The 24,546-nt window shown below is 31.8% G+C and carries 27 protein-coding genes and 1 tRNA gene; 21 read left to right on the top strand and 7 right to left on the bottom strand.

Annotated features, from left to right (window positions below):
- Positions 1 to 487 precede the first annotated feature (487 nt).
- The 3 genes from sucC to C3729_RS12415 form a co-directional block, all read right to left on the bottom strand.
- Positions 488 to 1,678, bottom strand: coding sequence for an ADP-forming succinate--CoA ligase subunit beta (sucC, locus tag C3729_RS12425; RefSeq protein WP_104794440.1), 1,191 nt, complete (start codon positions 1,676 to 1,678; stop codon positions 488 to 490).
- 113 nt (positions 1,679 to 1,791) lie between these two features.
- Positions 1,792 to 2,178, bottom strand: coding sequence for a DUF423 domain-containing protein (locus tag C3729_RS12420; RefSeq protein ID WP_104794439.1), 387 nt, complete (start codon positions 2,176 to 2,178; stop codon positions 1,792 to 1,794).
- Complete coding sequence (locus C3729_RS12415; protein ID WP_104794438.1) at positions 2,178 to 3,506, bottom strand: hydroxymethylglutaryl-CoA reductase, degradative; 1,329 nt, start codon at positions 3,504 to 3,506, stop codon at positions 2,178 to 2,180. The genes C3729_RS12420 and C3729_RS12415 overlap by 1 nt, the downstream gene beginning before the upstream one ends.
- Before the next feature lie 200 nt (positions 3,507 to 3,706).
- Between C3729_RS12415 and C3729_RS12410 the strand changes: the two genes are divergently transcribed.
- The 14 genes from C3729_RS12410 to C3729_RS12350 all read left to right on the top strand — a co-directional run bounded on the left by C3729_RS12410 (position 3,707) and on the right by C3729_RS12350 (position 13,649).
- Positions 3,707 to 3,777, top strand: a tRNA-Gln gene (locus tag C3729_RS12410).
- A 137-nt stretch (positions 3,778 to 3,914) separates the two neighbouring features.
- Entirely contained in the window at positions 3,915 to 4,076 is a 162-nt protein-coding gene (locus C3729_RS13250) for a hypothetical protein (protein ID WP_165785775.1), read from the top strand.
- Positions 4,077 to 4,093: 17 nt separating this feature from the next.
- Positions 4,094 to 4,354 (top strand): hypothetical protein, encoded by a 261-nt coding sequence (locus C3729_RS12405; protein WP_104794437.1) that lies wholly within the window; start codon positions 4,094 to 4,096, stop codon positions 4,352 to 4,354.
- Positions 4,355 to 4,368: 14 nt separating this feature from the next.
- Positions 4,369 to 4,626, top strand: coding sequence for a hypothetical protein (locus C3729_RS12400; protein ID WP_104794436.1), 258 nt, complete (start codon positions 4,369 to 4,371; stop codon positions 4,624 to 4,626).
- Positions 4,627 to 4,740: 114 nt separating this feature from the next.
- The gene (locus tag C3729_RS12395; protein ID WP_069797253.1) at positions 4,741 to 5,304 is read left to right on the top strand and encodes a hypothetical protein; all 564 of its coding nucleotides are present in this window, start codon (positions 4,741 to 4,743) and stop codon (positions 5,302 to 5,304) included.
- A gap of 176 nt (positions 5,305 to 5,480) precedes the next feature.
- Positions 5,481 to 6,038, top strand: coding sequence for a helix-turn-helix domain-containing protein (locus tag C3729_RS12390; protein WP_069797252.1), 558 nt, complete (start codon positions 5,481 to 5,483; stop codon positions 6,036 to 6,038).
- Positions 6,039 to 6,055: 17 nt separating this feature from the next.
- Positions 6,056 to 6,502, top strand: coding sequence for a response regulator (locus tag C3729_RS12385; RefSeq protein WP_104794435.1), 447 nt, complete (start codon positions 6,056 to 6,058; stop codon positions 6,500 to 6,502).
- Between the two features lie 6 nt (positions 6,503 to 6,508).
- Positions 6,509 to 9,538 carry a PAS domain-containing protein gene (locus tag C3729_RS12380; RefSeq protein ID WP_104794434.1) on the top strand — a complete coding sequence of 1,010 codons (3,030 nt, stop codon included), beginning with the start codon at positions 6,509 to 6,511 and terminating at the stop codon, positions 9,536 to 9,538.
- Between the two features lie 436 nt (positions 9,539 to 9,974).
- A complete protein-coding gene (locus tag C3729_RS13470; RefSeq protein ID WP_104794433.1) occupies positions 9,975 to 10,136 on the top strand; it encodes a lmo0937 family membrane protein in 162 nt (53 codons plus the stop codon).
- 4 nt (positions 10,137 to 10,140) lie between these two features.
- Positions 10,141 to 10,443, top strand: coding sequence for a YtxH domain-containing protein (locus C3729_RS12370; protein WP_104794432.1), 303 nt, complete (start codon positions 10,141 to 10,143; stop codon positions 10,441 to 10,443).
- A gap of 53 nt (positions 10,444 to 10,496) precedes the next feature.
- Complete coding sequence (locus tag C3729_RS12365; protein WP_246501373.1) at positions 10,497 to 10,760, top strand: GlsB/YeaQ/YmgE family stress response membrane protein; 264 nt, start codon at positions 10,497 to 10,499, stop codon at positions 10,758 to 10,760.
- A 39-nt stretch (positions 10,761 to 10,799) separates the two neighbouring features.
- Complete coding sequence (locus C3729_RS12360; protein ID WP_104794431.1) at positions 10,800 to 11,315, top strand: hypothetical protein; 516 nt, start codon at positions 10,800 to 10,802, stop codon at positions 11,313 to 11,315.
- A 39-nt stretch (positions 11,316 to 11,354) separates the two neighbouring features.
- The gene (locus C3729_RS12355) at positions 11,355 to 11,591 is read left to right on the top strand and encodes a hypothetical protein (RefSeq protein WP_104794430.1); all 237 of its coding nucleotides are present in this window, start codon (positions 11,355 to 11,357) and stop codon (positions 11,589 to 11,591) included.
- 120 nt (positions 11,592 to 11,711) lie between these two features.
- Complete coding sequence (locus C3729_RS12350; protein ID WP_104794429.1) at positions 11,712 to 13,649, top strand: ABC-F family ATP-binding cassette domain-containing protein; 1,938 nt, start codon at positions 11,712 to 11,714, stop codon at positions 13,647 to 13,649.
- Here C3729_RS12350 and C3729_RS12345 read toward each other — a convergent pair.
- The 3 genes from C3729_RS12345 to C3729_RS12335 all read right to left on the bottom strand — a co-directional run bounded on the left by C3729_RS12345 (position 13,646) and on the right by C3729_RS12335 (position 17,302).
- On the bottom strand, positions 13,646 to 14,191 hold the full coding sequence (locus tag C3729_RS12345) for a mechanosensitive ion channel family protein (protein ID WP_104794428.1): 546 nt from the start codon (positions 14,189 to 14,191) through the stop codon (positions 13,646 to 13,648). The two genes, C3729_RS12350 and C3729_RS12345, sit on opposite strands and share 4 nt — an antisense overlap.
- Before the next feature lie 263 nt (positions 14,192 to 14,454).
- On the bottom strand, positions 14,455 to 14,961 hold the full coding sequence (locus C3729_RS12340) for a hypothetical protein (RefSeq protein WP_104794427.1): 507 nt from the start codon (positions 14,959 to 14,961) through the stop codon (positions 14,455 to 14,457).
- An 88-nt stretch (positions 14,962 to 15,049) separates the two neighbouring features.
- A complete protein-coding gene (locus C3729_RS12335) occupies positions 15,050 to 17,302 on the bottom strand; it encodes a TonB-dependent siderophore receptor (protein WP_104794426.1) in 2,253 nt (750 codons plus the stop codon).
- A gap of 212 nt (positions 17,303 to 17,514) precedes the next feature.
- Here C3729_RS12335 and lnt point away from each other — a divergent pair, with 212 nt between their 5' ends.
- From lnt to ftsY, 5 genes are all read left to right on the top strand, one after another.
- A complete protein-coding gene (gene lnt / locus C3729_RS12330; protein ID WP_104794425.1) occupies positions 17,515 to 19,140 on the top strand; it encodes an apolipoprotein N-acyltransferase in 1,626 nt (541 codons plus the stop codon).
- Between the two features lie 130 nt (positions 19,141 to 19,270).
- Entirely contained in the window at positions 19,271 to 19,507 is a 237-nt protein-coding gene (gene rpmB / locus C3729_RS12325) for a 50S ribosomal protein L28 (protein WP_104794424.1), read from the top strand.
- Positions 19,508 to 19,513: 6 nt separating this feature from the next.
- Positions 19,514 to 19,696, top strand: a complete 183-nt coding sequence (rpmG, locus tag C3729_RS12320) for a 50S ribosomal protein L33 (RefSeq protein ID WP_039341297.1) — start codon at positions 19,514 to 19,516, stop codon at positions 19,694 to 19,696.
- A 19-nt stretch (positions 19,697 to 19,715) separates the two neighbouring features.
- A complete protein-coding gene (locus tag C3729_RS12315; protein ID WP_069797240.1) occupies positions 19,716 to 19,868 on the top strand; it encodes a DUF4295 domain-containing protein in 153 nt (50 codons plus the stop codon).
- A 145-nt stretch (positions 19,869 to 20,013) separates the two neighbouring features.
- On the top strand, positions 20,014 to 20,970 hold the full coding sequence (gene ftsY / locus C3729_RS12310; protein WP_104794423.1) for a signal recognition particle-docking protein FtsY: 957 nt from the start codon (positions 20,014 to 20,016) through the stop codon (positions 20,968 to 20,970).
- 83 nt (positions 20,971 to 21,053) lie between these two features.
- On the opposite strand, the gene sppA is transcribed toward ftsY, so the two are convergent.
- Positions 21,054 to 22,805 carry a signal peptide peptidase SppA gene (gene sppA / locus C3729_RS12305; RefSeq protein ID WP_104794422.1) on the bottom strand — a complete coding sequence of 584 codons (1,752 nt, stop codon included), beginning with the start codon at positions 22,803 to 22,805 and terminating at the stop codon, positions 21,054 to 21,056.
- A gap of 32 nt (positions 22,806 to 22,837) precedes the next feature.
- Between sppA and folK the strand changes: the two genes are divergently transcribed.
- Positions 22,838 to 23,263 carry a 2-amino-4-hydroxy-6-hydroxymethyldihydropteridine diphosphokinase gene (gene folK / locus C3729_RS12300; RefSeq protein WP_104794421.1) on the top strand — a complete coding sequence of 142 codons (426 nt, stop codon included), beginning with the start codon at positions 22,838 to 22,840 and terminating at the stop codon, positions 23,261 to 23,263.
- Between the two features lie 152 nt (positions 23,264 to 23,415).
- Positions 23,416 to 24,489: an OmpA family protein gene (locus tag C3729_RS12295; protein ID WP_185117745.1), complete on the top strand. Its 1,074-nt coding sequence runs from the start codon at positions 23,416 to 23,418 to the stop codon at positions 24,487 to 24,489.
- Positions 24,490 to 24,546: the final 57 nt, after the last annotated feature.

The following is a 24,546-nucleotide window of genomic DNA, read 5'->3' as shown; positions in this document are numbered from 1 at the left end:
TGATGAGGATTTTTTGTTTTATAACTATTCTATCCTATCCTATCAAACTATCATTTTGAAAGCATAATACTTTAAATGAGAAAAATACTCATGAAAATTGACTTGCATATATAATTATAAACATCAATTTATATTTGAAGAAGAAATAGCATTAAAAAGCCTCTGTTCTAATAAAGGACAGAGGCTTTTTACTTTATAATTTATTTTATGATTAAATATATTATACTTGAATTACTCCCAAATTAAACTTATCGGTAATAGGAGAATTATTTGCAACTTCTATTCCTGCAGATATCCAAATGAATTGCAATAGGGATAGTAGTGGAAATCCTTTTTTTGCTCGGTATAGCGTTGGCAAAAAAAGATTGCAACGGATAGCCCGACCGAATAAGCCTTGGGATTTGCTTCGGAATGAGGGATTGCCATAAAAATAAAAAATCCGTCCTAAAATAGAACGGATTTGATTATTTGAAGTAAGTTTGTTTTATTATGCTAAAACTTCTGATACTTTGTTTGCAGCTTCTTCTAAAGTAATTGCTGAGTGAATTGGTAAACCAGCATCGTCAATCAATTGTTTTGCTTCAACAGCGTTTGTACCTTGAAGACGTACAATTAAAGGAACAGGAAGGCTTCCCATAGCTTTGTAAGCGTCTACTACACCTTGTGCAACTCTGTCGCAACGTACAATTCCTCCGAAGATATTAATCAAAATTGCTTTTACATTTGGATCTCTTAGGATAATTCCGAAAGCAGTTTGTACTCTCTGAGCATCTGCAGTACCACCTACATCTAAGAAGTTTGCAGGATTACCACCAGAAAGTTTGATGATATCCATCGTAGCCATTGCAAGACCAGCACCGTTTACCATACAAGCTACGTTACCGTCTAATTTAACGAAATTAAGACCAGCTTCGCCAGCTTCTACATCCATAGGATCTTCTTCTCTAGTATCTCTTAATGCAGCTAAATCTTTGTGACGGAAAAGTGAGTTGTCATCTAAAGTTACTTTAGCATCTACAGCTACAATTTTATTGTCTGAAGTTTTAAGAACTGGGTTGATTTCAAATAAAGAAGCGTCAATTCCTACATAAGCTTTGTAAAGTGCATCAATGAATTTTACAAATTCTTTGAAAGATTCACCTGATAAACCTAAGTTGAAAGCGATTTTTCTAGCTTGGAAACCTTGTAATCCTAAAGTAGGGTCTATTACTTCTTTGTGAATAAGGTGAGGCGTAACTTCTGCTACGTGTTCGATATCCATACCACCTTCTGTAGAATAAACCACAGTATTTTTACCTAAAGCTCTATCTAAAAGAATAGAAACATAGAATTCTTTAGTTTCGGTTTCTCCAGGATAATATACATCTTCTGCAACCAAAACAGAGTTTACCAATTTGCCTTCTGCTGAAGTTTGAGGGGTAACTAATCTCATCCCAATGATGTTCTGAGCATTTTCTTTTAGTTTGTCATAATTTGGTGAAAATTTTACACCGCCACCTTTACCTCTACCACCAGCGTGAACTTGAGCTTTTACTACCCAACCTTCGCTTCCGGTTAATTCTTTTAATTTATCAGCTGCTTCTACAGCTTCCTCTACGTTGTTTGCTACAAAACCACGTTGGATTCTAACGCCGTAAGAAGCTAAAATCTCTTTTGATTGATACTCGTGAAGATTCATAATATTTCTAAAATTTTTATTTAAAAGTTAGTTTTCACAAAAATATAAAAAAAGAGGCAAGTAGAAAGGAAAACCCATCAAGTTTTTTGCCTAATTTTTAATGATTAGTTAATTTAAAACTTAGTCTTGGCGAAAACGTAGATTAATAAAGCCCAACCTAAAATCATAAACAAACCACCAATTGGAGTGATAGGTCCTAAAAATTTAAGATTCGTCTTTAAAACGTCTTGAAAACTCAAAAAATAAATGCTTACCGAGAACAGAAAAGTTCCCAAAGTAATGAACCAAGCGGTAGTTTTTTCTATTCCTGTTTCAAATTTTAAGAAAAATCCTATAATGAGAAGGAGTAAAGCATGATACATTTGGTATTTTACACCGGTTTCAAAACTCGTCAATCTTTCTACAGAAAGAACTTTCTTTAAAGCATGCGCACCGAATGCTCCTAAAATTACAGAAGTTAATCCGTACACTGCGCCGATGATTAAGGTAATGGTTTTCATTATTTATTTCTAAGTTTATTTAATTCTGAAATTACTTCGTGGTGACTTACGGTTTTGTCTTTAAAATAGTTGACAAAATATTGTTTTTCTTCTTCTGTAGCGCCAAATTGATTTAAAATATTGAATAAATGCATTTTCATGTGTCCTTTTTGGATTCCTGTAGTCACCAATGAACGAAGTGCAGCAAAATTTTGTGCCAAACCAGAAACCGCCAAAATACTCATTAATTCTTGAGCAGATGGTTTTCCAAGTAATGCTAAAGAAAATTTCACTAAAGGATGAAGATTGGTTAAACCACCTACTACACCAACAGAAATCGGTAAATCTATCCAAAATCTGAAAATTCCGTTGTCTGTAGTACAATGCGTAAGAGATTTGTATTTGCCATCTTTGCTTGCGTAAGCATGCGCACAAGCTTCGGTAGCACGGAAATCATTACCTGTTGCAATCACTACAGCATCTATACCGTTCATCACACCTTTATTGTGTGTAGTTGCTCTGTAAGGTTCTATTTCTGCAATGGTAACGGCTTGTTTAAATTTCCAAGCGAATTCTTCATTAGAAATTCCACTGTCATCTTTTAAATCATCTATTTTACAAGAAACTTCTGCTCTTACGATACAATCTGGAGTGAAGTTAGACAGAATATTCATCACAATCTGAAGCGAGTTTTTCTCGTCTTCTGAGAAAGCATCAGATTGAGCTACTTCTTCTTTTAACGTTTTCCCGAACTGTTCCAGACAAGAATTGATGAAATTAGCACCCATAGAATCTACAGTATTGAAACTAGCTTTCAGTTGATAATAATTTGCTAATTCCGAAGTTTTATCTATGAGTTTAATATCTAAAATTCCGCCACCACGCTTTCTCATGTTTGCGGTGATGTCTTCTGTAGCTTCAAAGAGTTTTTTCTTTAAAGTAAAATTGAAAAAATGCAATAATTTATGCGCTTCTACTTTGAAGATAAAGTGTGTGTGTCCTAATTTCTCGGTGTTAATAATCGTGGTTTTGAAACCGCCTCTTTCTAACCAGAATTTTGCAGATTTAGACGCTGCCGCAACTACAGAACTTTCTTCTACAGCCATTGGTAAAGCCATCAATTTTCCATCAATGAGGAAATTGGGCGCAATTCCGTAAGGCATGTAAAAATTGGTAATGGTATTTTCTGAGAATTCTTCGTGGAGTTTTTGTAAGTCTGGATTATCGTTCCAATATTGCTGAAGAATCTGTTGGTATTCTTGGTTTCCTTGTAAATATTCGTTTATTAACCAATCAATTTTGTGTTGTTTCGAAAGTTTAGAAAAGCCTTCAATTGGTTTATGATTCATAGGATTGTTTTTTTACCTTCCAAAGATACAAAATTTGATGAAGAAGACTAGAGTAGTGTTTTTACAAATAAACTATGAGAGAAAGTGATGAAAAAAAACAGTTTGAAATTCAAGTAAATAGAGATTTTTTGTAATTTTTTTTGTTTTAGCTATTGCAATTAGAAAAATTTGTATTAAATTTGCACCACCAAAAACGGTATAGACTCATGGTGTAACGGTAGCACTACGGTTTTTGGTACCGTCTGTCGGGGTTCGAATCCCTGTGAGTCTACACTTATAAAGAAACCTTCTGATTTTTCAGGAGGTTTTTTTGTTTCTAAAAATTCTATAAAATTCCAAAAAAATTCTATAATACACTGTTAATGTTATTGTTGAATCTTTGCAATGTAAACATCAAAGATTAAGAAAATGACAACGATAATACAAAACACTACCACTTTTGGATACAAGATAGTACACACTATTTTACAAAATGAATACGTGCAATTATCTGCTCAATATTTAACTGCAGATTTTATTATCATGGCATTAATTATAGAATCTAAGAAAATCCTACATAAAATTATCTAACACCAAAAAACGAAACTATGAATAATTTAAAACACATAGAAGATTATTTTATAAAGCTTCATAGAAGTTTTGGTATTTCTGAATTGTCTTACCAGAACAGAAGATTAGAATTAGACGAAAGCAATATGAAACTTTTGGTTTTCGCGTCTGAAGCTTTTGATGAGGAATTCGAAAATCTCGTAGATCATTGCTCTATGATTTATGATGAATTACAAAAGGGCTTTTCTTTAAAAATAAGAAAAGATGTAAACAATAATTATTTAGTTAACGTAATTTAAAAAATTAGAAAGTCATGAACATTTTATTATTAGTACTCGCAGCTATTTTTATTGGATATTCTATAGAAACCTTCCATGAAAGTAGAACAAAACTGAATATTGTAAAAGTTATCTTATTCTCTTTTTTAGTGGCATTTCTTGCTAGTGCAATAAGCGCTTATGTTTTAGATAAAAATCTATTTACTGATTTATTTGATGGAACACTTCTCTTCAGCGGAATTGTAACTTCTATTATTACAACTTATTTTTTAAAATCTATCGTAAGTGAATAAAAATAAAATTCTGTAACAGTTTCAGAAAATCATATAAAACAAAAAATTTCAGTTCTCTGCAACTTTGCAACAACATAAAAACAATATAAAACTTAACACAAAAAATTTAAAATTATGAAAAACGTAAAAAGAGCTATTTTAGGAATAGGAATTTTATCAGCAGGTTTATTAAGTGCACAAAGTGCAGAAATGACAAACATGCTAAAAATTGGAGGAAATGTAGGGATAGCTGCTCCATCTACCAATGCTTCTGCAAATTTAGGTTTAGATGTTGCTTATCAACATTTAGTAACTCCAGGATTTGGATTAGGGATTGCTACAGGTTATAATCACTTCTTCGGAAAAGATAATGATGGAATCGAAAATAATGATTTCGGAGTAGTTCCAGTAGCAGGTTTAATAAGAGTTTATCCTAAACAAACAGGATTTTATTTCGGAACAGATTTAGGATATGCATTTATCACAGGTGATGAAAACGTAGCAGCTAATGCTCCTGTTGCAAGACCTGATGGTGGTTTTTATCTAAAACCAGAATTAGGATGGCATAACAGACATTGGAATGTAGCGTTACAATATACCAAAGTATTCACCGGTTCTAAAGGAGACTTACCAGGACAAGATTTTAATGCAGCTTCTCTAGGTTTAGGTGTTTCTTATAACATTCCTTTAGGTGAGTAATTTCATCCACAAAAACTAACAGTTAAAAAAGTAGTTTTCTCTTCATATAGTTTATTATTTAGTTAACTCTCACAAGTACGGATTATTTTGTTATTTGTGAGAGTTTTTTAAGATTTTAGACAAAAACAATGAAAGCTTACTTTTTTTACTAACTTTATAAACTAAATAATAACACAATGAAAATATTTACAAAATTCGACTATAACGCAGTTTGTAAAAAAGTATTAGAAGAAAAATTAGACCAATTAGGTGCTAAATATAGAGTAGTCGCTTTTGGTGAAGTAGAATTTTTAGAAAAAATTCCTGCCGAAAAGATGAAAGAATTCCGTGCAGAATTAGAAGAGTACGGCATTACCATTATCGAAAATCAAAAGACCGTTTTAATTGAAAAAATTAAAGAAGCCATCTTAGAAATGGTTCATTCTGAAGAGCCTATTAATGTAAAAGCTTCTGTTTATCTTACCGATAAACTTAATCACAGTTACGGTTATCTGTCCAATTTATTTTCAGAAGTTACGTTTAGTTCTATAGAGAACTACATTATGATGCAGAAAATAGAACATGCCAAAAATTTAATTATTAAAGATAATCTTACCTTAACCGAAGTCGCTTATCGATTAAATTACAGCAGTGTAGCGCATTTAAGCACACAGTTCAAAAATATTACAGGAATTACACCATCTCAGTTCCAGAGAATTATTACCAAAAGAAGAGAAATTGCAAACAAAAAATAAATCTAAATAAGAAAACTATGCAAACAGATTACATTCACATCATCTTGGCAGATGACGACGAAGATGACAGACTATTCTTCACCGATGCTTTTTCTGAACTGAAAATCAATACCAAAGTTCACACTTACAATGATGGAGTAGAACTTATGAATTATCTTAATTCAGACGATGCGGTTCTACCACAGGTTCTATTTTTAGACTTGAATATGCCGAAAAAAAATGGGATAGAATGTCTCCACGAAATAAAGTCCAATAAAAAATTTGATGATATTGCCATTGCTATTTATTCTACCTCATCTTCAGAAGAGCATATAGAAGAAACTTTCGTAAGTGGCGCGAATATTTACATCAAAAAGCCAAATGATTTTGATACCCTTAAAAAAGTTTTATCAGATGTAGTGGCTATTAATTGGCAATACCATACTTCTGGTCTTAATAAAGATAATTTTTTACTGAGAATGTAATTTTATATGAAATTTACGAACAGACCTCTTTTTCTTAAAATTATTTTTGCGATTACCATAGCAATTATACTTTTTATTTCTTCGGTTTCTTACAAACATATTAGAGCATTGCATGATTCTAATGAAATTGTAGAACACACCTATCGTGTTCTGATAAAAATAGAGCATGTTTTTACTAAAATTAAAAATGTAGAAATAGACAGAAGAAACTATTTATTGACTCATGACAAAAAATTACTCCGTCAAATTGAGTTTGATAAAGTAGAAATTAAACAAAATCTAGAACAACTCAGAGAAATAACTTCGGATAATCCTTACCATTTTCAAACGACTAAAAAATTAGAATCCTTAATAGAAAAAAAACTGAAAGTAGTAAACGAAGTTTTAGATCCTAACTTTGATTTAAATGATAACCAGAAAGTTACAGATAATATCTACAGAGGAAAAGCGGTGATGGATGAAATTTCTGCCATTATTAGAAATCTAAGACAATCTGAGACTGATCTTCTAGAAACGAGGTCTTTAAAAAGTGATCAAGTCAATAAATATACGCCACTCGTGAATTTATTGACCTTCTTTGTTACAATTGTTCTTTTAATTCTTGCCATTATTAAAATCAATAGAGATTTAAAGGAAGCGACCATCAATAATGAAAAGCTAATTCTTGCAAATGAAACCGCTAATCTTGCCGAACAAATCGGTAATTACGGAACATGGCAACTTAATGTAGATACCAAAAAATATACTTTTTCCGAAAATGAATATCGTCTTTTAGGTTATGAGCCTAATTCTTTAGAAGATAATTATGAAGGATTTATGAATAGAATTCATCCTGAAGACTTGTATTACGTACAAGGAATTGTCTCTGATATGATTAATCATGAAACCTTATCACCATTCACTTACAGAATCATTAGAAACGATGGTGAGGTAAGATATCTGCGTGCTTCTGGTAAAATGATAAAAAATCTTAGAAACGAAAAAATCTTATTAGGAATTACCAGCGATGTAACAGAAGAGATAGAAAATCAAAAAAATATTTCAGAAAAAAATAGAGAACTAGAAAAGAAAAACAGAACCCTTTTCTTAGCTAATGAAACCAATAAAGAAGCAGAAATAGCGGGGAATTATGGTACTGCGCAATGGTTTGTAAAAGATAATAGATTTATATTTTCTGATAATATTTACCGCTTATTTGGTCTAAATCCTAAAGATAAACCAGAGTTTTCTGATTTATTTAACCAAGTACATCCAGATGATAAAGCAATGGTAGATGCTACATTAGATGAAATGGCAGAAAAAAGATCTTTTAATCCATATATCATCAGAATTATTAGAGCAGATAACCAAGAAATAAAATATCTGTCGATTAACAATAAACATATAAAAGATGACAGTTATGAAGAATATGTGCTCATTATTTCTCTAGATGTTACCGAAATTTTCAAAGCACAGAACACCATTTTAGAGAGAAATAAAGAACTCGAAAAAATCAATAACGAAATGTTACTCTCGAATAAAGCTTTGAAATTTGGTGAAGAAATTGGCGGTTATGGCAATTGGAGTTGGAATATCAAAGAAGATAGTTGGTACTTTTCAGACAATTTATATAAATTATTAGGAGCGGAACCAAAATCTTTTGAGTCTAACCTAGATAACTATTATAACTATGTACATCCAGAAGATTTAGAATATTTTAAAAGTGTAATGGCAAAAATGGAAGAAGAAGAAAATCTTCCAGCATTTACTTATAGAATTTTAAGACCTTCTGGAGAAATTCTTCATGTAAAAGGAGTAGGAACACCTACTTATGATTCTAATGGAAATAAATTTTTGGCAGGAGTTGTAGTTAATATTTCAGAAGAAGTTAAAAGAAGTCATACTCTTCAAAAAGCTTTCGAAGAGCTTAAATATTACAATGAAAGTAGTAAAGAAGCAGAAATTATCGGGAAATATGGTTTCTGGAAATGGAATGTAGACAAAACTGAGTTTGAGTTTTCGGATAATATTTTCAGACTTTTTGGAGTAGAAAAAGAAAATTTTGATCCTAAAGTAGATAATTTTATTCCGTATGTATATCCAGAAGATTTAGAGTATGTTCTAGAAAATCTTCAGAAATTACAGAATAAAGATAAAAACGCAAAACCTTACGAGCATAGAATTGTAAAAAAAGATACTGGCGAAATAAGATACATTAGAGTTTCTAATAAGCCGATTGAAGATTCACATGAAGGGTTTTATTATCTAATGATTACGCAAGATATTACCGAAGAAGTCAATAAAAATATAGAAACCAATCAAAAAAACAGAGAACTAGAAGCGTCTAACAAAGAATTACAGGCATTCAACTATGTAGCGAGTCACGATTTGCAAGAGCCGTTAAGAAAAATTGAAACTTTCATCTCTAGGTTGGAAGCCAAAGATTATCAAAATCTTACGGAAACTGGTCAACAGTACTTCGATAGAATAAAAGTTGCGGCTGGAAGAATGAGATTGCTCATCAAAGATTTACTGCAATTTTCCAGAACCAATAAATCTGAACAAGTTTTCGAAAAAGCAGACCTTAATGATTTGTTGGAAAACGCAAAACACGAAATTGCAGAACCTATAGAAGAGAAAAAAGCAGTGATTCATACCGCTCATCTTCCGAAAATGAAAGTGATTCCTTTCCAGATTCAGCAGTTGTTTATCAATTTATTGGGGAATTCTATTAAATATTCTAAGCCAGACGTTGCTCCAGAAATCAAAATAGATTACGAAAAAGCATCTTTTGAGAAAGTAGGAAATGTAACTTTCTCTGCAAAGAGAATTTTCCACAAGTTTACTTTTACAGATAACGGAATTGGTTTTTCTCCAGAATATTCGGATAGAATATTCGAACTTTTCAGCAGATTACACAATAAAGACGAAATCGCAGGAACCGGAATTGGTTTAGCTATTTGTAAAAAAATTGTAGACAATCATAAAGGCTTCATCTTCGCTGAAGGAAAACCAAATGAAGGAGCTACATTTACCGTCTATTTGCCAGAAGTTTAAATAAAAATCATTAAATATTAAAACACGCTTTTTGAGCGTGTTTTTTTATGCAAATTCTATAACAATAACCCAATTTTTTGTAATGAGATTGCTTGGCAATTGTCACATCTTTGTCATGTAGAAAGCGAAGAAAATTCTTCAGAAAAGTTGTTCATTTTATTCTACAATATTTTTACTTCTGCTTTTTTAAAAAAGGATTAAAAAATTGAAATTTTATAATACCTTAAAATTCTAAAAATTTTAATTAAAATGATGTAATAAATTGTAAATCAAAATTTTAAATCTTTGTATTGTTAAAATGAAACAACAGATTTTAATCTTCATTGAAACAGAGAAGTAGCAATTATATAACAAAGCATTAAAATGTTGTAACGAGAAAAATAGGTAATTTTTAAAAATTTGCAGATTAAAGAGATGATATAAACGAATTTAAGTTATGAATAAATTTACCTATTTCACGGTTACATTGTTAATAATAATATGGGCAATTGGATTTTTCTTCTTCGAAACAAGTATACTAATTAACATATTATTTGTCTTGGCGCTTTGTATTATGATTTATGAGATTATAAAAGACGATATTAACAATAAACAGTAAAATTATGAACACCACAGCAAAAAGAACATTAGGAGTATTAGGCGCAACAGCAGTAGGCGCAGTAGCAGGAATTTTATTTGCACCAGCAAAAGGAAAAGACACCAGAGCAAAACTGAGAACACAAGCAAAAAATGCTCAATCTAAAACCAAAGAAACGATGAATCAACTTTCTGAAAAGGCAAAAAGCAAATACAACACTATTTCAAACCAAATTTCAGAAAAAGTAAAAGCAAACAAAGAGCAGATTTTATCTTCTGCAAAGAGCGTGACTAAGGAAGTAGAAACAGAACTAGATGCTCTTAGATAAACACACAAATACACACACACACCAAATAAATATTAACACTAAATCACAAAATTATGATCAATATTATCGCATGGATTATTTTCGGCTTAATCGCTGGAGCAATCGCAAGATTTTTAAAACCAGGAAATGACGCAGCTGGTTGGATTACTACCATTATCATTGGTATTGTAGGTAGCGTATTAGGAGGCTTTTTAGGAAGAATTTTCTTCGGAGCAGACGTAACAAATGATGTTTTTAGCTTTTATAGCTTAGCCATGTCTGTAGTAGGAGCCATTATCGTACTCTACGCATATAATGCACTTTCTAGAAAGGCATAAATCACACACACATCACAAAAACACCAAAAACAATAAATTATGAAAAAGTTAGCAACCGCACTATCTATTGGTGCATTCTCACTTGTGTTTTCACAGGGAGTAAATATTTCAAAATTTCACAGAGCTTATATCGCTCAAGACGAAAATAATGTAGCATTTTTAGTAAAAGCTCCAGATGATGAGCCTTCTAAAATGCAAGCAAAAATCAAAGCTATTAAGGCTAAAGAAAATGTAGCTCCGTATTCACAAGTTCCACTTTTACCAGGAACAGAAAGACCAAGTTTCGGACAAAGCAAACAAGATTTTATCAATGCTGTAAATGCTAAAATTGATAAGAGCGCAGTTACAGGTTCTGGTACTCAATACACACACGTAAGTTTCTTGGTAACAGAAACCGGTAAAATTTCAGACGTGAAAGCTTCAGGAAATAATGAATCTCTGAACTTAGCAACTATTTTAGCGATTTATGACCTTAACCAAGGATTTGTTCCCGCTAAATACAAAGGAAAAAATATGGCTTCTGTAGTTCATATGAATATCCCAGTAGAACTATAATTTAAAAACACACCAAAATAAACATAAAAACATAAAATTATGGAAAGATCTAATATCGCTAGAAGATTGCAAACTTTTGCAATGGCTGTAATGGCTACTCTAATCGGAGGATTAGTTTGGGCACAAGAAAAAGCAGCACAATTAGACGTAGACGTAGACATGAATAAAGGTACGGATATGTCTGGAAACTGGATGCAGAATCCATTAATTTGGGTGATCGGCGCTCTAGTTCTCATCATTCTAATTGCATTAGTTGCAAGAGGAAATAGTAAATAAATTTTTTAATCATCATTTATATTTCTCTTTTTAACCAAAAAAAACTGTATCTTTTTATAAGGTGCAGTTTTTTTATTTTTAAAGCGTTATTTTTGCAATCTCAAAAAATAACAATTCATTATGCTTTCAGTTCAAGGTCTTGGTCTTCATCATTCAGGAAATTATCTTTTTAGAGATGTAAATTTTACCATCAAAAAAGATGATAAGATAGGTTTGGTAGGGAAAAATGGTGCAGGAAAATCTACACTTCTCAAAATGATTTCCGGTGATATTAACTTCTATGAAGGAAACATCGTTCCAGATGGAAATATTACGATCGGTTTCTTAAAACAAGATTTAGATTTTGTAAAAGGAAGAACCGTTTGGAATGAGACACTTCAAGCTTTCGAGCAAATTAATGCTTGGAAAAAAGAATTGGAAGAAGTAAATCATCAATTAGCAACTAGAACTGATTATGAATCAGATGCTTATCATGATTTAATCCATAAAATGACAGATCTTAATGATTATCTTCATCATCATGATGCGTATAATCTGGAAGGAGATATAGAAAAAGTTTTATTAGGTCTTGGTTTTAAAGCTGCAGATTTTCATAGACTTACCGATGAATTTTCTGGAGGTTGGAGAATGAGAATAGAATTGGCTAAATTATTACTTCAGAATAATGACCTTTTGCTTCTGGATGAACCTACCAATCACTTAGATATGGAATCTATCATCTGGCTAGAAAATTTTTTGAAAGATTATAATGGAGCTATTGTTTTGGTAAGTCACGATAAGCAGTTCATGACTTCGGTTTGTAACAGAACTTTTGACATTAATAATAAAAAAGTTGACGATTATAAAGCCAATTACACCAAATATCTAGAACTCAGAAAAGACAGAAAAGAAAAACTGATTCAAGCGAAGAAAAACCAAGATACAGAAATTAAGCAAATGGAAGATAATATCAATCGCTTCCGTGCTTCTGCTTCTAAGGCTTCTTTCGCACAATCTCTTATTAAAAAATTAGAAAAAATTGAGAGAATTGAAGTAGAGAATGAAGACGTTTCTAAGTTTAATATTCGTTTTGTACAAAGTGTAGTGCCAGGAAAAGTGATTTTCGAGGCACAAAACTTAGGTAAAAAATATGGGAATCATCAGGTTTTTGATCATGTAGATTTCTTTGTCCAGCGTGGTGATAGAATTGCGCTTCTCGGACAAAACGGACAAGGAAAAACCACTTTAGCTAAAATTTTAGCAGGTGAAATCAAAGATTATTCAGGTGAATGGAATCTTGGACATAATGTAAACATAGGATATTTTGCACAGAACCAAGAAGAAGTTCTAAGTCCCGAAAAAACAGTTTTACAAGAAGCAGAAGATGCTGCTACAGAAGAAACCAGAACCAAAGTTCGTGATTTACTGGGAAGTTTCCTTTTCTCTGGTGAAGATGTAACTAAAAAAACAAAAGTGCTTTCTGGAGGCGAAAGAAACAGATTGGCGCTTTGTAAATTATTGCTTCGTCCTTTCAATACTTTGATTATGGACGAACCTACAAACCACTTAGATATTCAGTCGAAGGAAATTATCAAGTTGGCTTTACAGAAATTTGAAGGAACGATTATTGTGATTTCTCACGACAGAGAATTTTTACAAGGATTGTGTGATAAGATTTTCGAGTTCAGAGATGGCAGTATGAAGGAGTTTTTAGGAAATATTAATGAATATCTAGAATACCGTCAAAAAGAATCTCTAAGAGAAATCTCTGCTGAAAAATCTAAATTAAGTCAGGAAGCTGAAATAAAAGCAGAAGAAAAGAAAGAAGCCGCTACTAACGATGCGAAATCTCAGCAAAATGCTAATGCTTTCGTAAGCAAAGAACAGAAGAATCTTCAAAATAAACTCAAAAAAATTGAAGAAAAAATTTCAGATTACGAAAAAGAAATCGCTCAACTAGAAAGTATTTTCGCCAAGTCTAATCCTTCTGATGCAGAACTGAAAAAATATCAAGATTTGCAAGGCGAATTAGCTGCTACCATGCAAGAATGGGAAGATATTGCCGAGAAATTGGGCTAAGATTTTTTACTGTGATTGATAAAAGGAGTGTTGAAAATTAACTGATTGGGAACATAGACGGTTTCGCCGTTTTCTGTTCTCAGTTTGGTAGTGAGCATACTGATGTCTTCTACCGTTCCTTTGATATTACTGATGGTTACTAAATCTCCAATTTGAAAAGTTTTTTCAAAATTTACAGCTGCTCCTGCGAAAATTCCAGAAACTACATCTTTTAATGCAACTCCAGCAATTACACCGGCAATTCCTAAACTACCGATAAATTTCACCATGAAACTGCCTAGATGCATAATTTCTAAGGCAATGTAAATTCCTAAAGCATAGAGAATATATTTGGCAAATTTGGACAAAAGAAGAGGCGTGTTTTTGTTAGCGTTTTCAGGAAAAATGCGGTACAGAATTTTCGTGATAATTCTGATGAGGTATTTGCTTAAAAAAGAAAATAGAATAACGAATACGATTAACAAAACGATATTCGGAACTAAGCTTACGATAATATTCCACCAAGTGGAAAGTTTCTCTTGGATAACCTCTATATTTTTCATAGTTCAAAAATAAAAAAACGGCGAGACAAAATATAAAATATTTTATCCCGCCTAAAAACACAAATGAAAAAATGTTAATTTATTTAGATTATATCTATTTATTTAATAATTGCCTAACGAACGTTAAGTTGATTTTTTAACAATTTGCCGATTTGCAATGTCCTGTAAATCAGCTATTTGTAATTGCTGATTAATTATTTTGCAAATTTACGAATTATTATTTAATAATCAATAAAATTTGTTGAAATAGTTTTTTTCTATAATTATGCTAGTGTCAAAAATAATGCCAAAACTAAACCTATTACAGTGGCAATCATTCCTTTTCTGAAAATCTGAGATTTTGGATTAAACATCCAAAATGATGAAATCACAAAAAAGAATAATGAAATTCCAAAAATCGTATTCAATAAATAAAATTTATGTTTAGAATCTGATTTATGCAGTTCTGTCATTTTCTTTAAAACGTAAGGAAGCTCTTTTTTAGTATATTTCGCTTCTCCTGTTTTCGCATTATAAGTTCCTTCTTTGAAGATGATAAGATCTCCTTTTTGCTCCTTTACTTCGAAACCTTTTATTTTAAGTTCTTTTCCCAATTTATCTGTTGGAATATTGGCTTCTAATTTTTTTTCGATTTTCTTTTCTTTTTTAAGGAAATCTGTGTCTCTGTAGATTAATAATACCCCACTAATCGCGTAAACGGCCATAATTCCTGCCATAAAATAACCGATGTAGCGGTGTAAAAGTCTCATTGTAGTTCTCGTGCTTTTCATGTTCTCAAAGTATAGTATATTAAGTTAGTTTAAAAGGTAAAAGTGGAAAACGAGTTCTCCACTTTTTGATTAAATTTGATATGATAGGTTAAAACTTATAATTAAATGTTAAGTAAAAGTTTCTAGGAGTAATAGGGTTTACAGAGTAATTTTCATGTACATTGTAATCTACCACATCGAAAATGTTTCCTAATCTTCCTTGAACATTGAATTTCTTAAATTGGTATCCAATAGTGAAATCTACAGTAGTGAAATCTCCAATTTCATACATTCTGTTGGTTTTTGGGTTTCCGTTAGAATCTTTTAGATTATTCCAACCTGCTAATCTTTCTCCAGTGTAGAATGCGGTGAATCCTAATTTTAATCCTTTTACATATTTTGGTAAGGTGTAGAAGATAGAAGCGTTCGCAGTATTTGCAGGTGTTCTTACTAATCTTTCTCCTTCTACGAAACTTCCTTCAGAGTCTGGTGTGTCTGTGTAAATCATATTGTTATATGCGTAACCAGCGTTAATTGAAAGATTTGGGGTAGGATTTCCTGTAACGTCTAGTTCTATACCGCGGCTTCTGGTAGCTCCCGTCATTTCTTTTATGTTCGTATCACCATTTATATTTCCATTTTTATCAAAAGCAGCTGTTTGTGCTAAATTGCTGTTTTCAATTTGATAAGCAGTAATGTTAAACGCTAAAGTGTTTTTCCATAAATTTTTCTTTAAACCAATTTCATATTGGTCAATCAATGAAGAAGGCAATGGTAAATTGTTAATATCTCTACCAGAGTTAGGATTGAAAGAGTTGCTATAACTTGCAAATGTGCTGAAACTGTCATCAATCTGATAAACTAATCCTACTCTTGGCGAAAATGCGCTTTCTTTAGGATTTCCTGAACTTGCTTTATATGTTTTAGTGTTATTCAAATAGTTTTCTACAATGGTGCTCTTGTTTTCTAAATACGACCATCTTAAACCTGCTAGAACTTTAAATTTATCTGTAATAGAAATTAAATCTTGAGCATAAATACCAACTCTTCTTGTAGGAATTCTGTTAAGGTCTTTTTGTCTTGAATTAAGCATTTCTCCAGATTTCCATGTATTTTCGTCTGATAAAAGAATATTTCCATTGCTGGTGTTTCCATTTGTTCCATAGACGAAATTTGTTCCAGCATCTGCGAAAGTACCATCTTGTTTTTGCAATTGATAAGCATAAGTGTCTGCTTGTAAATAATCTGCATCTGCACCAACTAAAAGTTTATGGTTTAATTTTCCAGTTTTGAATTGACCATTTAAATTAAACTGAAGGCTTCCGTACTTTTGTTCTTGAAGTTGTTTGTTTAAAGTTCTCTTCCAAACGTAATCTCCATTGGTTTGCAAATTCCACTGAATTCTTTCAGTTCCGTAAAAATCCCTGGTATAATCTTGGAAAAATGCAACCGTATTAAAATTCCAATTAGAATTAATTTCGTGGTTTAATGTTACCGTAGAAGTAAGCATTTCATTGGTTTGATATTGCCAAGTTGCACCAGGAAATTTATTGATTCCAAGAAGTGTGTTGAGTTTTGATTCATTAGTGGTTGTATTTAATACTAACCCGCCTAAACCAAAATCTGGAGTGAAGTGATGTTTAAGATAATCTGCTTCTATGATGATTTGTGTTCTATCTGAAATGTTATAAAGGAAACTTGGGTTGAAATAATGCTTTTCTGATTGTACAATATCTCTGAAACTTTCTTTATTTTCATAGCTTCCGTTTACTCTAAAAGCTGAATTTTTGGTCAATCCGCCATAAATGTCAATAGTGGGTTTTACATTGTTCCAGCTTCCGTAGTTTAAAGCGATATTTCCACCAAAGTTAAAAAGAGGTTTTTTGGTCACCATGTTTACAATTCCACCAGGAGCTACGTTTCCATAAAGAATTGCAGCACTACCTTTTAAAACTTCTACACGTTCTAGACCAGAAACTTCTGGGAAAATTCCAGAGTTTACTCTACTTCCGTTTTTGTAGATATTTTCATTTCCAAAAGTGTAACCTCTAGCTCCAAAACTGTCTTGAGAAGCACCTCTCGCAGATGTAATATAAACACCGTTTACATTTTTTACTACATCCGAAAGTTGTTGTGCTTGTTGCTGTTCTATAACTTCATGAGTTACGATGGCAATCGCTTGTGGAGTTTCCATTACATCTAGTTGAGATTTTATAGTAGAAACTCTAGCGTTATTAGGATTTCCTGTCTTGTGAAGCTTTACATCTTCTATGGTTCTGGTATATAAACTATCTTTTTTTTGTTGAGCATTTGCAGTAATTGATGCTGCAACTAATAAAAGGGGAAGTATTTGATTTCTCATTTAAGTTTATTTAGAATGATTAAAAATAACTCTGCAAAAATAAAAATGTAAGTTTAAATCACAAAATTTATTTAGAATAATTTTAAATAAGATTGTAAATATTTTATTTAGCGTTGATTTTCAGTTATTTATAAAATATGACTTTTGTCATGTTTCTCTTTTTTACCCCATGTAAAAACCTTAAATTTGCCCTTCACCAATAGGTTTTACTTATGAAATATATTTTTCTATCTTTAATATCAGCACTATTATTATCTATTTCTTGGCCTACTTACGGAATTCCGTTTTTTATATTTTTTGCTTTCGTTCCCTTATTATTAATGGAGCAAGAAATTTCTAAATTTTCAAAAATCAATAAAAAAGGGTGGACTGTTTTTGGGTTAACTTACCTTGCTTTTTTTATATGGAATGTAGTAACTACAGGTTGGCTGTATCATGCTAAAAATCCGGACGGAAATAACTCTCTTTTGGCAGTTGCAATTCCTGTTATTGTCAATTCTTTATTGATGAGTTTGGTTTTTCAACTGTATTATTGGTATAAGAAAGTAAGAGGAACTTATTTTGGGCTAGTATTTTTTGTAGCAATTTGGTTAAGTTTCGAAAGATTTCATCTCAATTGGGAATTTACTTGGCCTTGGCTTAATCTAGGAAATGCGTTTTCAGAATATCCTCAATTGATTCAGTGGTACGACACGATTGGTGCAACTGGCGGTAGTTTTTGGATTTTGCTGATTAATGTTTTTGCTTTTTATACATTGAGAATTTGGCAAGCAGGAAGAATAAGAAAAGATTTGGTGAAGAATATTTCTATTTTAACAGCGATTATAGTTCTGCCTCTTCTGATTTCTATTTATAAATACAATTCTTATCAAGAAAAACCAGTAAGAGAAGTAACTACGCTTTTGCTTCAGCCAAAATTAGATCCTTATACCGAAAAATACAGTAAAGATTCTTTACAAATATTAGGAGAACTTTTAAATTTAGCCGAAGAAAATTCTAAAACAAAAGTAGATTTTTTCATTGCGCCCGAAACTGCATTTCCCGGGAACGGAAGTTTGAGCGAAAATGGTTTTAATAAAAGTACTTCTATCGCAATTGCCAAAGAATTTTTGGGAAAACACCCGCAATCTATATTTTTAACAGGAGCTTCCACGCATAAATTTTTGTTTGACGAAGCGGATACTGAGGATTATTCTACAGAAATTCAAAAAGGAGTTTGGGTAAATTCTTATAATTCTGCATTGCAAATTATTCCAAATCAAGAAGTGGAGGTTTATCACAAAGCGAAATTGGTTCCAGGAGTTGAAATTTTCCCTTACATTAGATATCTAAAGCCTATTTTGGGAGATGCGATGCTGGATTTCGGTGGAGCTAATTCATCTCTTGGAATTGATAAGGAAAGAAAAGTTTTCAGCAATAGGTTTAATAAAGCTAAAATGGCTCCTATTATCTGTTATGAAAGTATTTATGGAGAATACGTAACCGATTATGTCAAAAATGGTGCAAACCTTTTAGCGATTATGACCAATGATTCTTGGTGGGATAATACAGAAGGTCACAAGCAATTGCTTTCTTATGCTAGACTGAGAGCCATAGAGACCAGAAGAGAGATTGTACGTGCTGCCAATAGCGGAATTTCCGCGCATATTAATGCAAAAGGAGATATTCTACAAGACACCTTTTATGACGATAGAACAGCGCTATTGGTAAAGGCTAATTTGCTCGAAGAAAAATCTATTTACACAAAAATAGGTGATTTAATCTCAAGAATTGCTATATTTGTGCTCGGATTTTTAATTATTTACCACTTCGGAGAAAGAATAGCTTCTAAAAAATAATTTATCAAAATTTAGATTAAGTTTTTTTGAAAAAATTACAAATTTATTTGTTTGAAAATTTGTGAGTTCAAAAAAATATCTATAATTTTGCACACTCAAAATAAATAGTAGTAAAAAAGAACATCGAGATATGTCAAGAATTTGCCAAATAACAGGTAAGCGTGCAATGGTAGGAAACAACGTTTCTCACGCAAATAACAAAACGAAAAGACGTTTTGAAATTAATTTATTAGAGAAGACATTTTATCTTCCAGAGCAAGAAAGAAGCGTAACATTAAGAGTTTCTGCTCATGGTTTGAGAGTTATCAATAAAATTGGTATCGAGGAGGCGATTGAAAGAGCAACAAGAAACGGATTTTTAAAATAATAAGAAATGGCTAAGAAAGGAAATAGAGTTCAAGTAATTCTTGAGTGCACAGAGCACAAAGAAACAGGTGTGGCTGGAATGTCTAGATACATCACCACAAAAAATAAAAAGAACACTACGGAAAGATTAGAGCTTAAAAAGTACAATCCGGTTCTTAAGAAATATACAGTTCACAAAGAAATCAAGTAATCTTTAAAAATATTAAAAGATGGCAAAGAAAGTTGTTGCAACGCTTCAATCAGGTCAGTCTAAAAAAATGACCAAAGTTGTGAAAATGGTAAAGTCTCCTAAAACTGGAGCTTACGTTTTCGAAGAAAAAGTAATGAATGCAGACGATGTAGAAGCTTATTTGAAAAAATAATTCTACATCTTGTATAAACATATAAAACTACTCAATTTTTTGGGTAGTTTTTTTGTTATCTTTGTGAATCTAAAATTTTAAAAACAATTTTAACGATTTGGTTTAGAAATCTCAAATCTCAAATCTCAAATCTCAAATCTAATATATGAGTTGGTTTAAAAATATATTTAAAAAGGAGGAAAAAGAATCTCTAGACAAAGGTTTAGAAAAATCGAGTCAAGGTTTTTTTGATAAAATTTCTAGAGCTGTAATCGGAAAATCTAAAGTAGATGATGAGGTTCTAGATGAGCTAGAAGAAGTTCTCATTGCTTCGGATGTAGGTGTAAATACTACTGTAAAAATCATCGAAAGAATAGAAGCGCGAGTAGAAAGAGATAAATATGTAAACACGTCTGAATTGGATAAAATTCTTCGTGAAGAAATTTCTGCTTTGCTTTTAGAAAATCCACATTCTCAAACCAAAAATATAGACGAAACTAAAAAACCATACGTGATTATGGTGGTTGGAGTAAATGGAGTAGGAAAAACCACTACAATTGGTAAACTAGCTAATCAATTTAAATCTCAAGGTTTAAACGTAGTTTTGGGAGCTGCAGACACATTTAGAGCCGCAGCAGTAGATCAATTGGTGATTTGGAGTGAAAGAGTAGGTGTTCCTATTGTAAAGCAAAATATGGGTTCTGATCCTGCTTCAGTGGCTTTTGATACAGTTCAAAGTGCTGTAGCACAAAACGCAGATGTAGTCATCATTGATACTGCAGGAAGATTGCACAATAAAATCAACTTGATGAATGAGCTTTCTAAGATTAAACGTGTTATGCAGAAGGTTTTACCAGAAGCGCCACACGAAGTTTTATTGGTTTTAGATGGTTCTACTGGTCAAAACGCTTTTGAACAAGCAAAACAATTTACTGCAGCTACAGAAGTTACAGCTCTTGCTGTAACGAAGCTAGATGGAACGGCAAAAGGAGGTGTAGTCATTGGAATTTCAGACCAGTTTCAGATTCCTGTAAAATACATTGGTGTAGGCGAAAAAATGGAGGATTTGCAATTATTTAATGGTGAAGAATTTGTAGATTCTTTCTTTAAAAAGAGATCATAAGACATATTTTATAAAAAATTAAAATCGCCGTTTCAAAAATTTTGAAACGGCGATTTCGTTTTAATATGGATGGAAATGTTTTGCTATTTAATCGTAATCTGATAAGGTAGTGCCATTTGTACTCCGTTATTCAGTTTTGGATTGGTTATTTTTTGGAAGAGTTCATAGTTTTCTTTTCCTACTTTTTTAGAAATTACTCTTGCTGCGATTTCATCTTCTTCTGTTTGTTTGAAGAATTCTTCTAGCGGACTAGATTTTCTTGGATAACTGTCTAGTGAATAGTCTTTCAATTTTGCTTTGGTAGCAGCGTAATTAATTGCTTGTTGAAGCGAGCCTAATTCGTCTACCAAGCCTAATTGTTTTGCTCTGGTTCCGCTCCAAACTCTACCACCGCCAATTGCATCAATCTGTTCAAAAGATTTTTTTCTGTTTTGAGTTACAAAATATACAAATCTTTTATAAGTGCTTTCCACGCTTCTGGTTAAAATAGGAATAGTTCCAGGAGCTGCTCCAGAAAGTGGCGAATAAACTTGCGAATTCGCATTAGTGGAAACAATGTCAGAGCGAATTCCGTTTCTATTGGCTAAATCTTTAAAATTCATAATCATGCCAAAAACGCCGATAGAACCCGTTAAAGTATTAGGTGAAGAATAGATTTTATCAGCAGCCATGGAGATATAATAACCACCAGAAGCTGCATAATCACCAAAAGAAACCACTAGAGGTTTTTTAAGTTTAAGTTGTTGTAATTCAAATAAGATTTCGTCTGAAGCATTTCCGCTTCCACCAGGTGAATTTACGCGCAAAACCACTGCTTTTATATCATCATCTTCTGCTAAATCTTTGATGTATTTTACATATTTTTCAGAGTGAATATTTTGATATTCATCACCATTGAAAATTTCTCCAGCGGCATAAAGAACGGCAATTTTGTTGTCACTACTTTCTTCTTCGTCTAGTGATTTTATGTATTTATTTACAGAAATTCTGTTGATTTTTTCATCAGACTTTAACTTGAGTTGTTTTTTAATTAGGTTTTCGTATTCAGATTTCTGTAAAAGTTGGTCTGCTAATTTTTTTTTCACCACTAATTCTGGCATAAAACCGTATAAACTGTCTACTGCGGTTTTGAAAGTAGCATCGTCTAGTTTTCTAGAAGTTTTAATTTTAGTAGATATATTTCCCCAAATGTCATTGAGAAGTGTAGAAAGTTGTTCTTTGTTTTCAGGAGAAATGTCATTTCTGATAAATGGTTCTACTGCAGCTTTGAATTTTCCGTGTCTGATGACATCTACGCCAATTCCGTATTTTGCTGCAAAATCTTTTAGGAATGTTACTTCTGTAGACAATCCTTTTAATTCCACCATTCCCACAGGATTTAGATATAGTTTATCCGCAACAGAAGCAAGATAATATGAACCTTGAGACATATTATTACCATAAGCATACACAAACTTTCCTGATTTTTTAAAATCTTCGATGGCAGCTCTTATATCATCAACTTGAGTGATTCCTGCAGGTAAATTGTCAACTTCTATGCTAATACCTTTGATTTTTTCATCTTTTTTTGCATTGTTAATGGCATTTACTACGTCTAAAAGGAGTACGTCTTTGTTTTGCCCAAAATCGAAAATGCTTTCTTCTTTTTCGGTGTAAGAGTCTAGAATGTTTCCTTTGAAATTAATAGTAAGAACCGAGTTGTTTTCTACAAAAGGCTTTTGGTCGCCACTCATAGCACTTACTACGAAAATCATGATCATTATTCCTAACAAAACGGCTCCGATTAAAAGAATGGCTACTATATTTGCAAATACATTTTTTATAAAATCTTTCATAATAATTTTTGAAAACTTAATTATTCAATAATATGTCGTTACATTATGTGGTTTTGTTACTCGGTAGCAATTTAGGAAATACCAAGTCTAATTTAAACCGAGCGATTGCAAAAATAGAAAATTGCTTGGGAAATATCATAAAATCATCAGAAATGATAGAAACTCAACCAGTAGAGTTTGAAAGTTCTAATGTTTTTAGGAATATGGCATTAGTTTTAGTTACTTCACATTCTCCATGCGAATTGTTAAAGAAGATAAAAATAATTGAAAAAGATATGGGACGCAATTATGATTCTATGGTTTTAGGGAAATACGAAGATAGAATTATAGATATAGATATTGTAACTTTTAATGGTATAATTTATGATTCTAAGAAGTTGAAAATTCCTCATACAAAGCATTTATTAGAAAGAGAGTTTTCTAGAAAAATATTAGAAAGCTTAAATGTGGAGAAATAAAATAAAAAAAAGCAAAAAAAATATTATTTACATCAAAAAAAATAATAATTTTGATATATTATTCTCAAAAAGAGAAAATGAAAAGCTCAAGTTATTTTTAATAGTTTTCTATGGGTTGAAATCTTTACTTTAAATTTTCTAAAAAAACATTTATGAAATTAAAATTAGTCTTTATAGCTCTAATTGGAGTTCTTCCCATTGCTTTTTTTGGACAGCAGAAGGAAGAGAGTTCTAAGCAGCCTATAGAAAATAAAGAAAAGAAATTTAATGAGTGGGGAATATCCGCAGGATTTGGAGTTCCAGTAATGCATTCAGCAGATTTAAATTCTTTTAATAAAGGAAAAAATTTATTTGGTTATTCTGCATATTTAAGCATAGATAAAGCGATTACACACGCATTTGGTCTTAATTTGCAATATGATTTGGGAGAAACTAACCAAGGTCTATCAAAGATTAATGAAGGCTCAACTGCTAATTCTGTTGGAGCAAAAACAAAATATCAAACCATCAGTTTAATTGGAGATATTAATTTATCAAATTTGTTAAGAAAAATTAACAGTGATTTACCATTTAGATGGGCATTACACGGTTATGCAGGATTTGGAACTCTTGCTTATAAAACATATAGACAAGATGAAGGTTCTGCTTCTGCTCCTGTAATCACTGATAAGGATTTTTCTATGAAATCATTATTTGGACAGGCTGGAGCAGGTCTTAAATTTAAAGTTAATAGGAGAATAGATATAGAAGGAAGAGTGATGTACATTATTACTGGTGATGATTCTTTTGATGGAGGTGGTAATTATTTGGGAAATACAGATTTAGGATATAATGGTTATGATAGTCCAATAAATTCTAGAGATAATCAGACTTCTGATAATTATTTCAATGCTACATTAGGGATTTCTTTAAAATTAGGAAAAAATCAATCTCATTTGATGTGGTATGACCCCCTTCAAGAGATTTATTATAAGTTAGATGTTCTAGATAATAAAAATGTGGATGTAGAAGTTTGTAAAAAAGGTGATGTAGATAATGATGGAATTTGTGATGATTGGGATAGACAACTAGACACGCCTGTTGGAGCAAGAGTAGATGGAGCTGGTGTAGCTTTAGATACAGATTTAGATGGAGTAATAGATTTACATGATAAATGTGTAACAGTTCCAGGGCCAGTAGAAAATCAAGGTTGTCCAGTTAGTCCAATAACACCACCAGTTAAATAATTTTTAAAATCAATACTAAAAGCTGCGTTTATCGCAGCTTTTTTTATACAAAATTTT

Origin of the sequence: Cloacibacterium normanense (assembly GCF_002943105.1) — a bacterium.
In the GTDB taxonomy this organism is placed as follows: domain Bacteria; phylum Bacteroidota; class Bacteroidia; order Flavobacteriales; family Weeksellaceae; genus Cloacibacterium.
The sequence above is the reverse complement of the archived record's forward strand: the minus strand, read 5'-3'. Positions and strand labels throughout refer to the sequence as shown.

Coding starts and splice junctions, on each gene's coding strand:
- sppA (WP_104794422.1), bottom strand. CDS start 22,805: ATGAAAGATTTTATAAAAAATGTATTTGCAAATATAGTAGCCATTCTT.
- C3729_RS12385 (WP_104794435.1), top strand. CDS start 6,056: ATGCAAACAGATTACATTCACATCATCTTGGCAGATGACGACGAAGAT.
- C3729_RS13250 (WP_165785775.1), top strand. CDS start 3,915: ATGACAACGATAATACAAAACACTACCACTTTTGGATACAAGATAGTA.
- C3729_RS12405 (WP_104794437.1), top strand. CDS start 4,094: ATGAATAATTTAAAACACATAGAAGATTATTTTATAAAGCTTCATAGA.
- ftsY (WP_104794423.1), top strand. CDS start 20,014: ATGAGTTGGTTTAAAAATATATTTAAAAAGGAGGAAAAAGAATCTCTA.
- C3729_RS12355 (WP_104794430.1), top strand. CDS start 11,355: ATGGAAAGATCTAATATCGCTAGAAGATTGCAAACTTTTGCAATGGCT.
- C3729_RS12370 (WP_104794432.1), top strand. CDS start 10,141: ATGAACACCACAGCAAAAAGAACATTAGGAGTATTAGGCGCAACAGCA.
- rpmG (WP_039341297.1), top strand. CDS start 19,514: ATGGCTAAGAAAGGAAATAGAGTTCAAGTAATTCTTGAGTGCACAGAG.
- C3729_RS12420 (WP_104794439.1), bottom strand. CDS start 2,178: ATGAAAACCATTACCTTAATCATCGGCGCAGTGTACGGATTAACTTCT.
- C3729_RS12390 (WP_069797252.1), top strand. CDS start 5,481: ATGAAAATATTTACAAAATTCGACTATAACGCAGTTTGTAAAAAAGTA.
- lnt (WP_104794425.1), top strand. CDS start 17,515: ATGAAATATATTTTTCTATCTTTAATATCAGCACTATTATTATCTATT.
- C3729_RS12335 (WP_104794426.1), bottom strand. CDS start 17,302: ATGAGAAATCAAATACTTCCCCTTTTATTAGTTGCAGCATCAATTACT.
- C3729_RS12380 (WP_104794434.1), top strand. CDS start 6,509: ATGAAATTTACGAACAGACCTCTTTTTCTTAAAATTATTTTTGCGATT.
- C3729_RS12295 (WP_185117745.1), top strand. CDS start 23,416: ATGAAATTAAAATTAGTCTTTATAGCTCTAATTGGAGTTCTTCCCATT.
- C3729_RS12395 (WP_069797253.1), top strand. CDS start 4,741: ATGAAAAACGTAAAAAGAGCTATTTTAGGAATAGGAATTTTATCAGCA.
- rpmB (WP_104794424.1), top strand. CDS start 19,271: ATGTCAAGAATTTGCCAAATAACAGGTAAGCGTGCAATGGTAGGAAAC.
- C3729_RS12360 (WP_104794431.1), top strand. CDS start 10,800: ATGAAAAAGTTAGCAACCGCACTATCTATTGGTGCATTCTCACTTGTG.
- C3729_RS12345 (WP_104794428.1), bottom strand. CDS start 14,191: ATGAAAAATATAGAGGTTATCCAAGAGAAACTTTCCACTTGGTGGAAT.
- C3729_RS12315 (WP_069797240.1), top strand. CDS start 19,716: ATGGCAAAGAAAGTTGTTGCAACGCTTCAATCAGGTCAGTCTAAAAAA.
- sucC (WP_104794440.1), bottom strand. CDS start 1,678: ATGAATCTTCACGAGTATCAATCAAAAGAGATTTTAGCTTCTTACGGC.
- C3729_RS12350 (WP_104794429.1), top strand. CDS start 11,712: ATGCTTTCAGTTCAAGGTCTTGGTCTTCATCATTCAGGAAATTATCTT.
- C3729_RS12340 (WP_104794427.1), bottom strand. CDS start 14,961: ATGAAAAGCACGAGAACTACAATGAGACTTTTACACCGCTACATCGGT.
- C3729_RS12415 (WP_104794438.1), bottom strand. CDS start 3,506: ATGAATCATAAACCAATTGAAGGCTTTTCTAAACTTTCGAAACAACAC.
- C3729_RS12365 (WP_246501373.1), top strand. CDS start 10,497: ATGATCAATATTATCGCATGGATTATTTTCGGCTTAATCGCTGGAGCA.
- C3729_RS13470 (WP_104794433.1), top strand. CDS start 9,975: ATGAATAAATTTACCTATTTCACGGTTACATTGTTAATAATAATATGG.
- folK (WP_104794421.1), top strand. CDS start 22,838: ATGTCGTTACATTATGTGGTTTTGTTACTCGGTAGCAATTTAGGAAAT.
- C3729_RS12400 (WP_104794436.1), top strand. CDS start 4,369: ATGAACATTTTATTATTAGTACTCGCAGCTATTTTTATTGGATATTCT.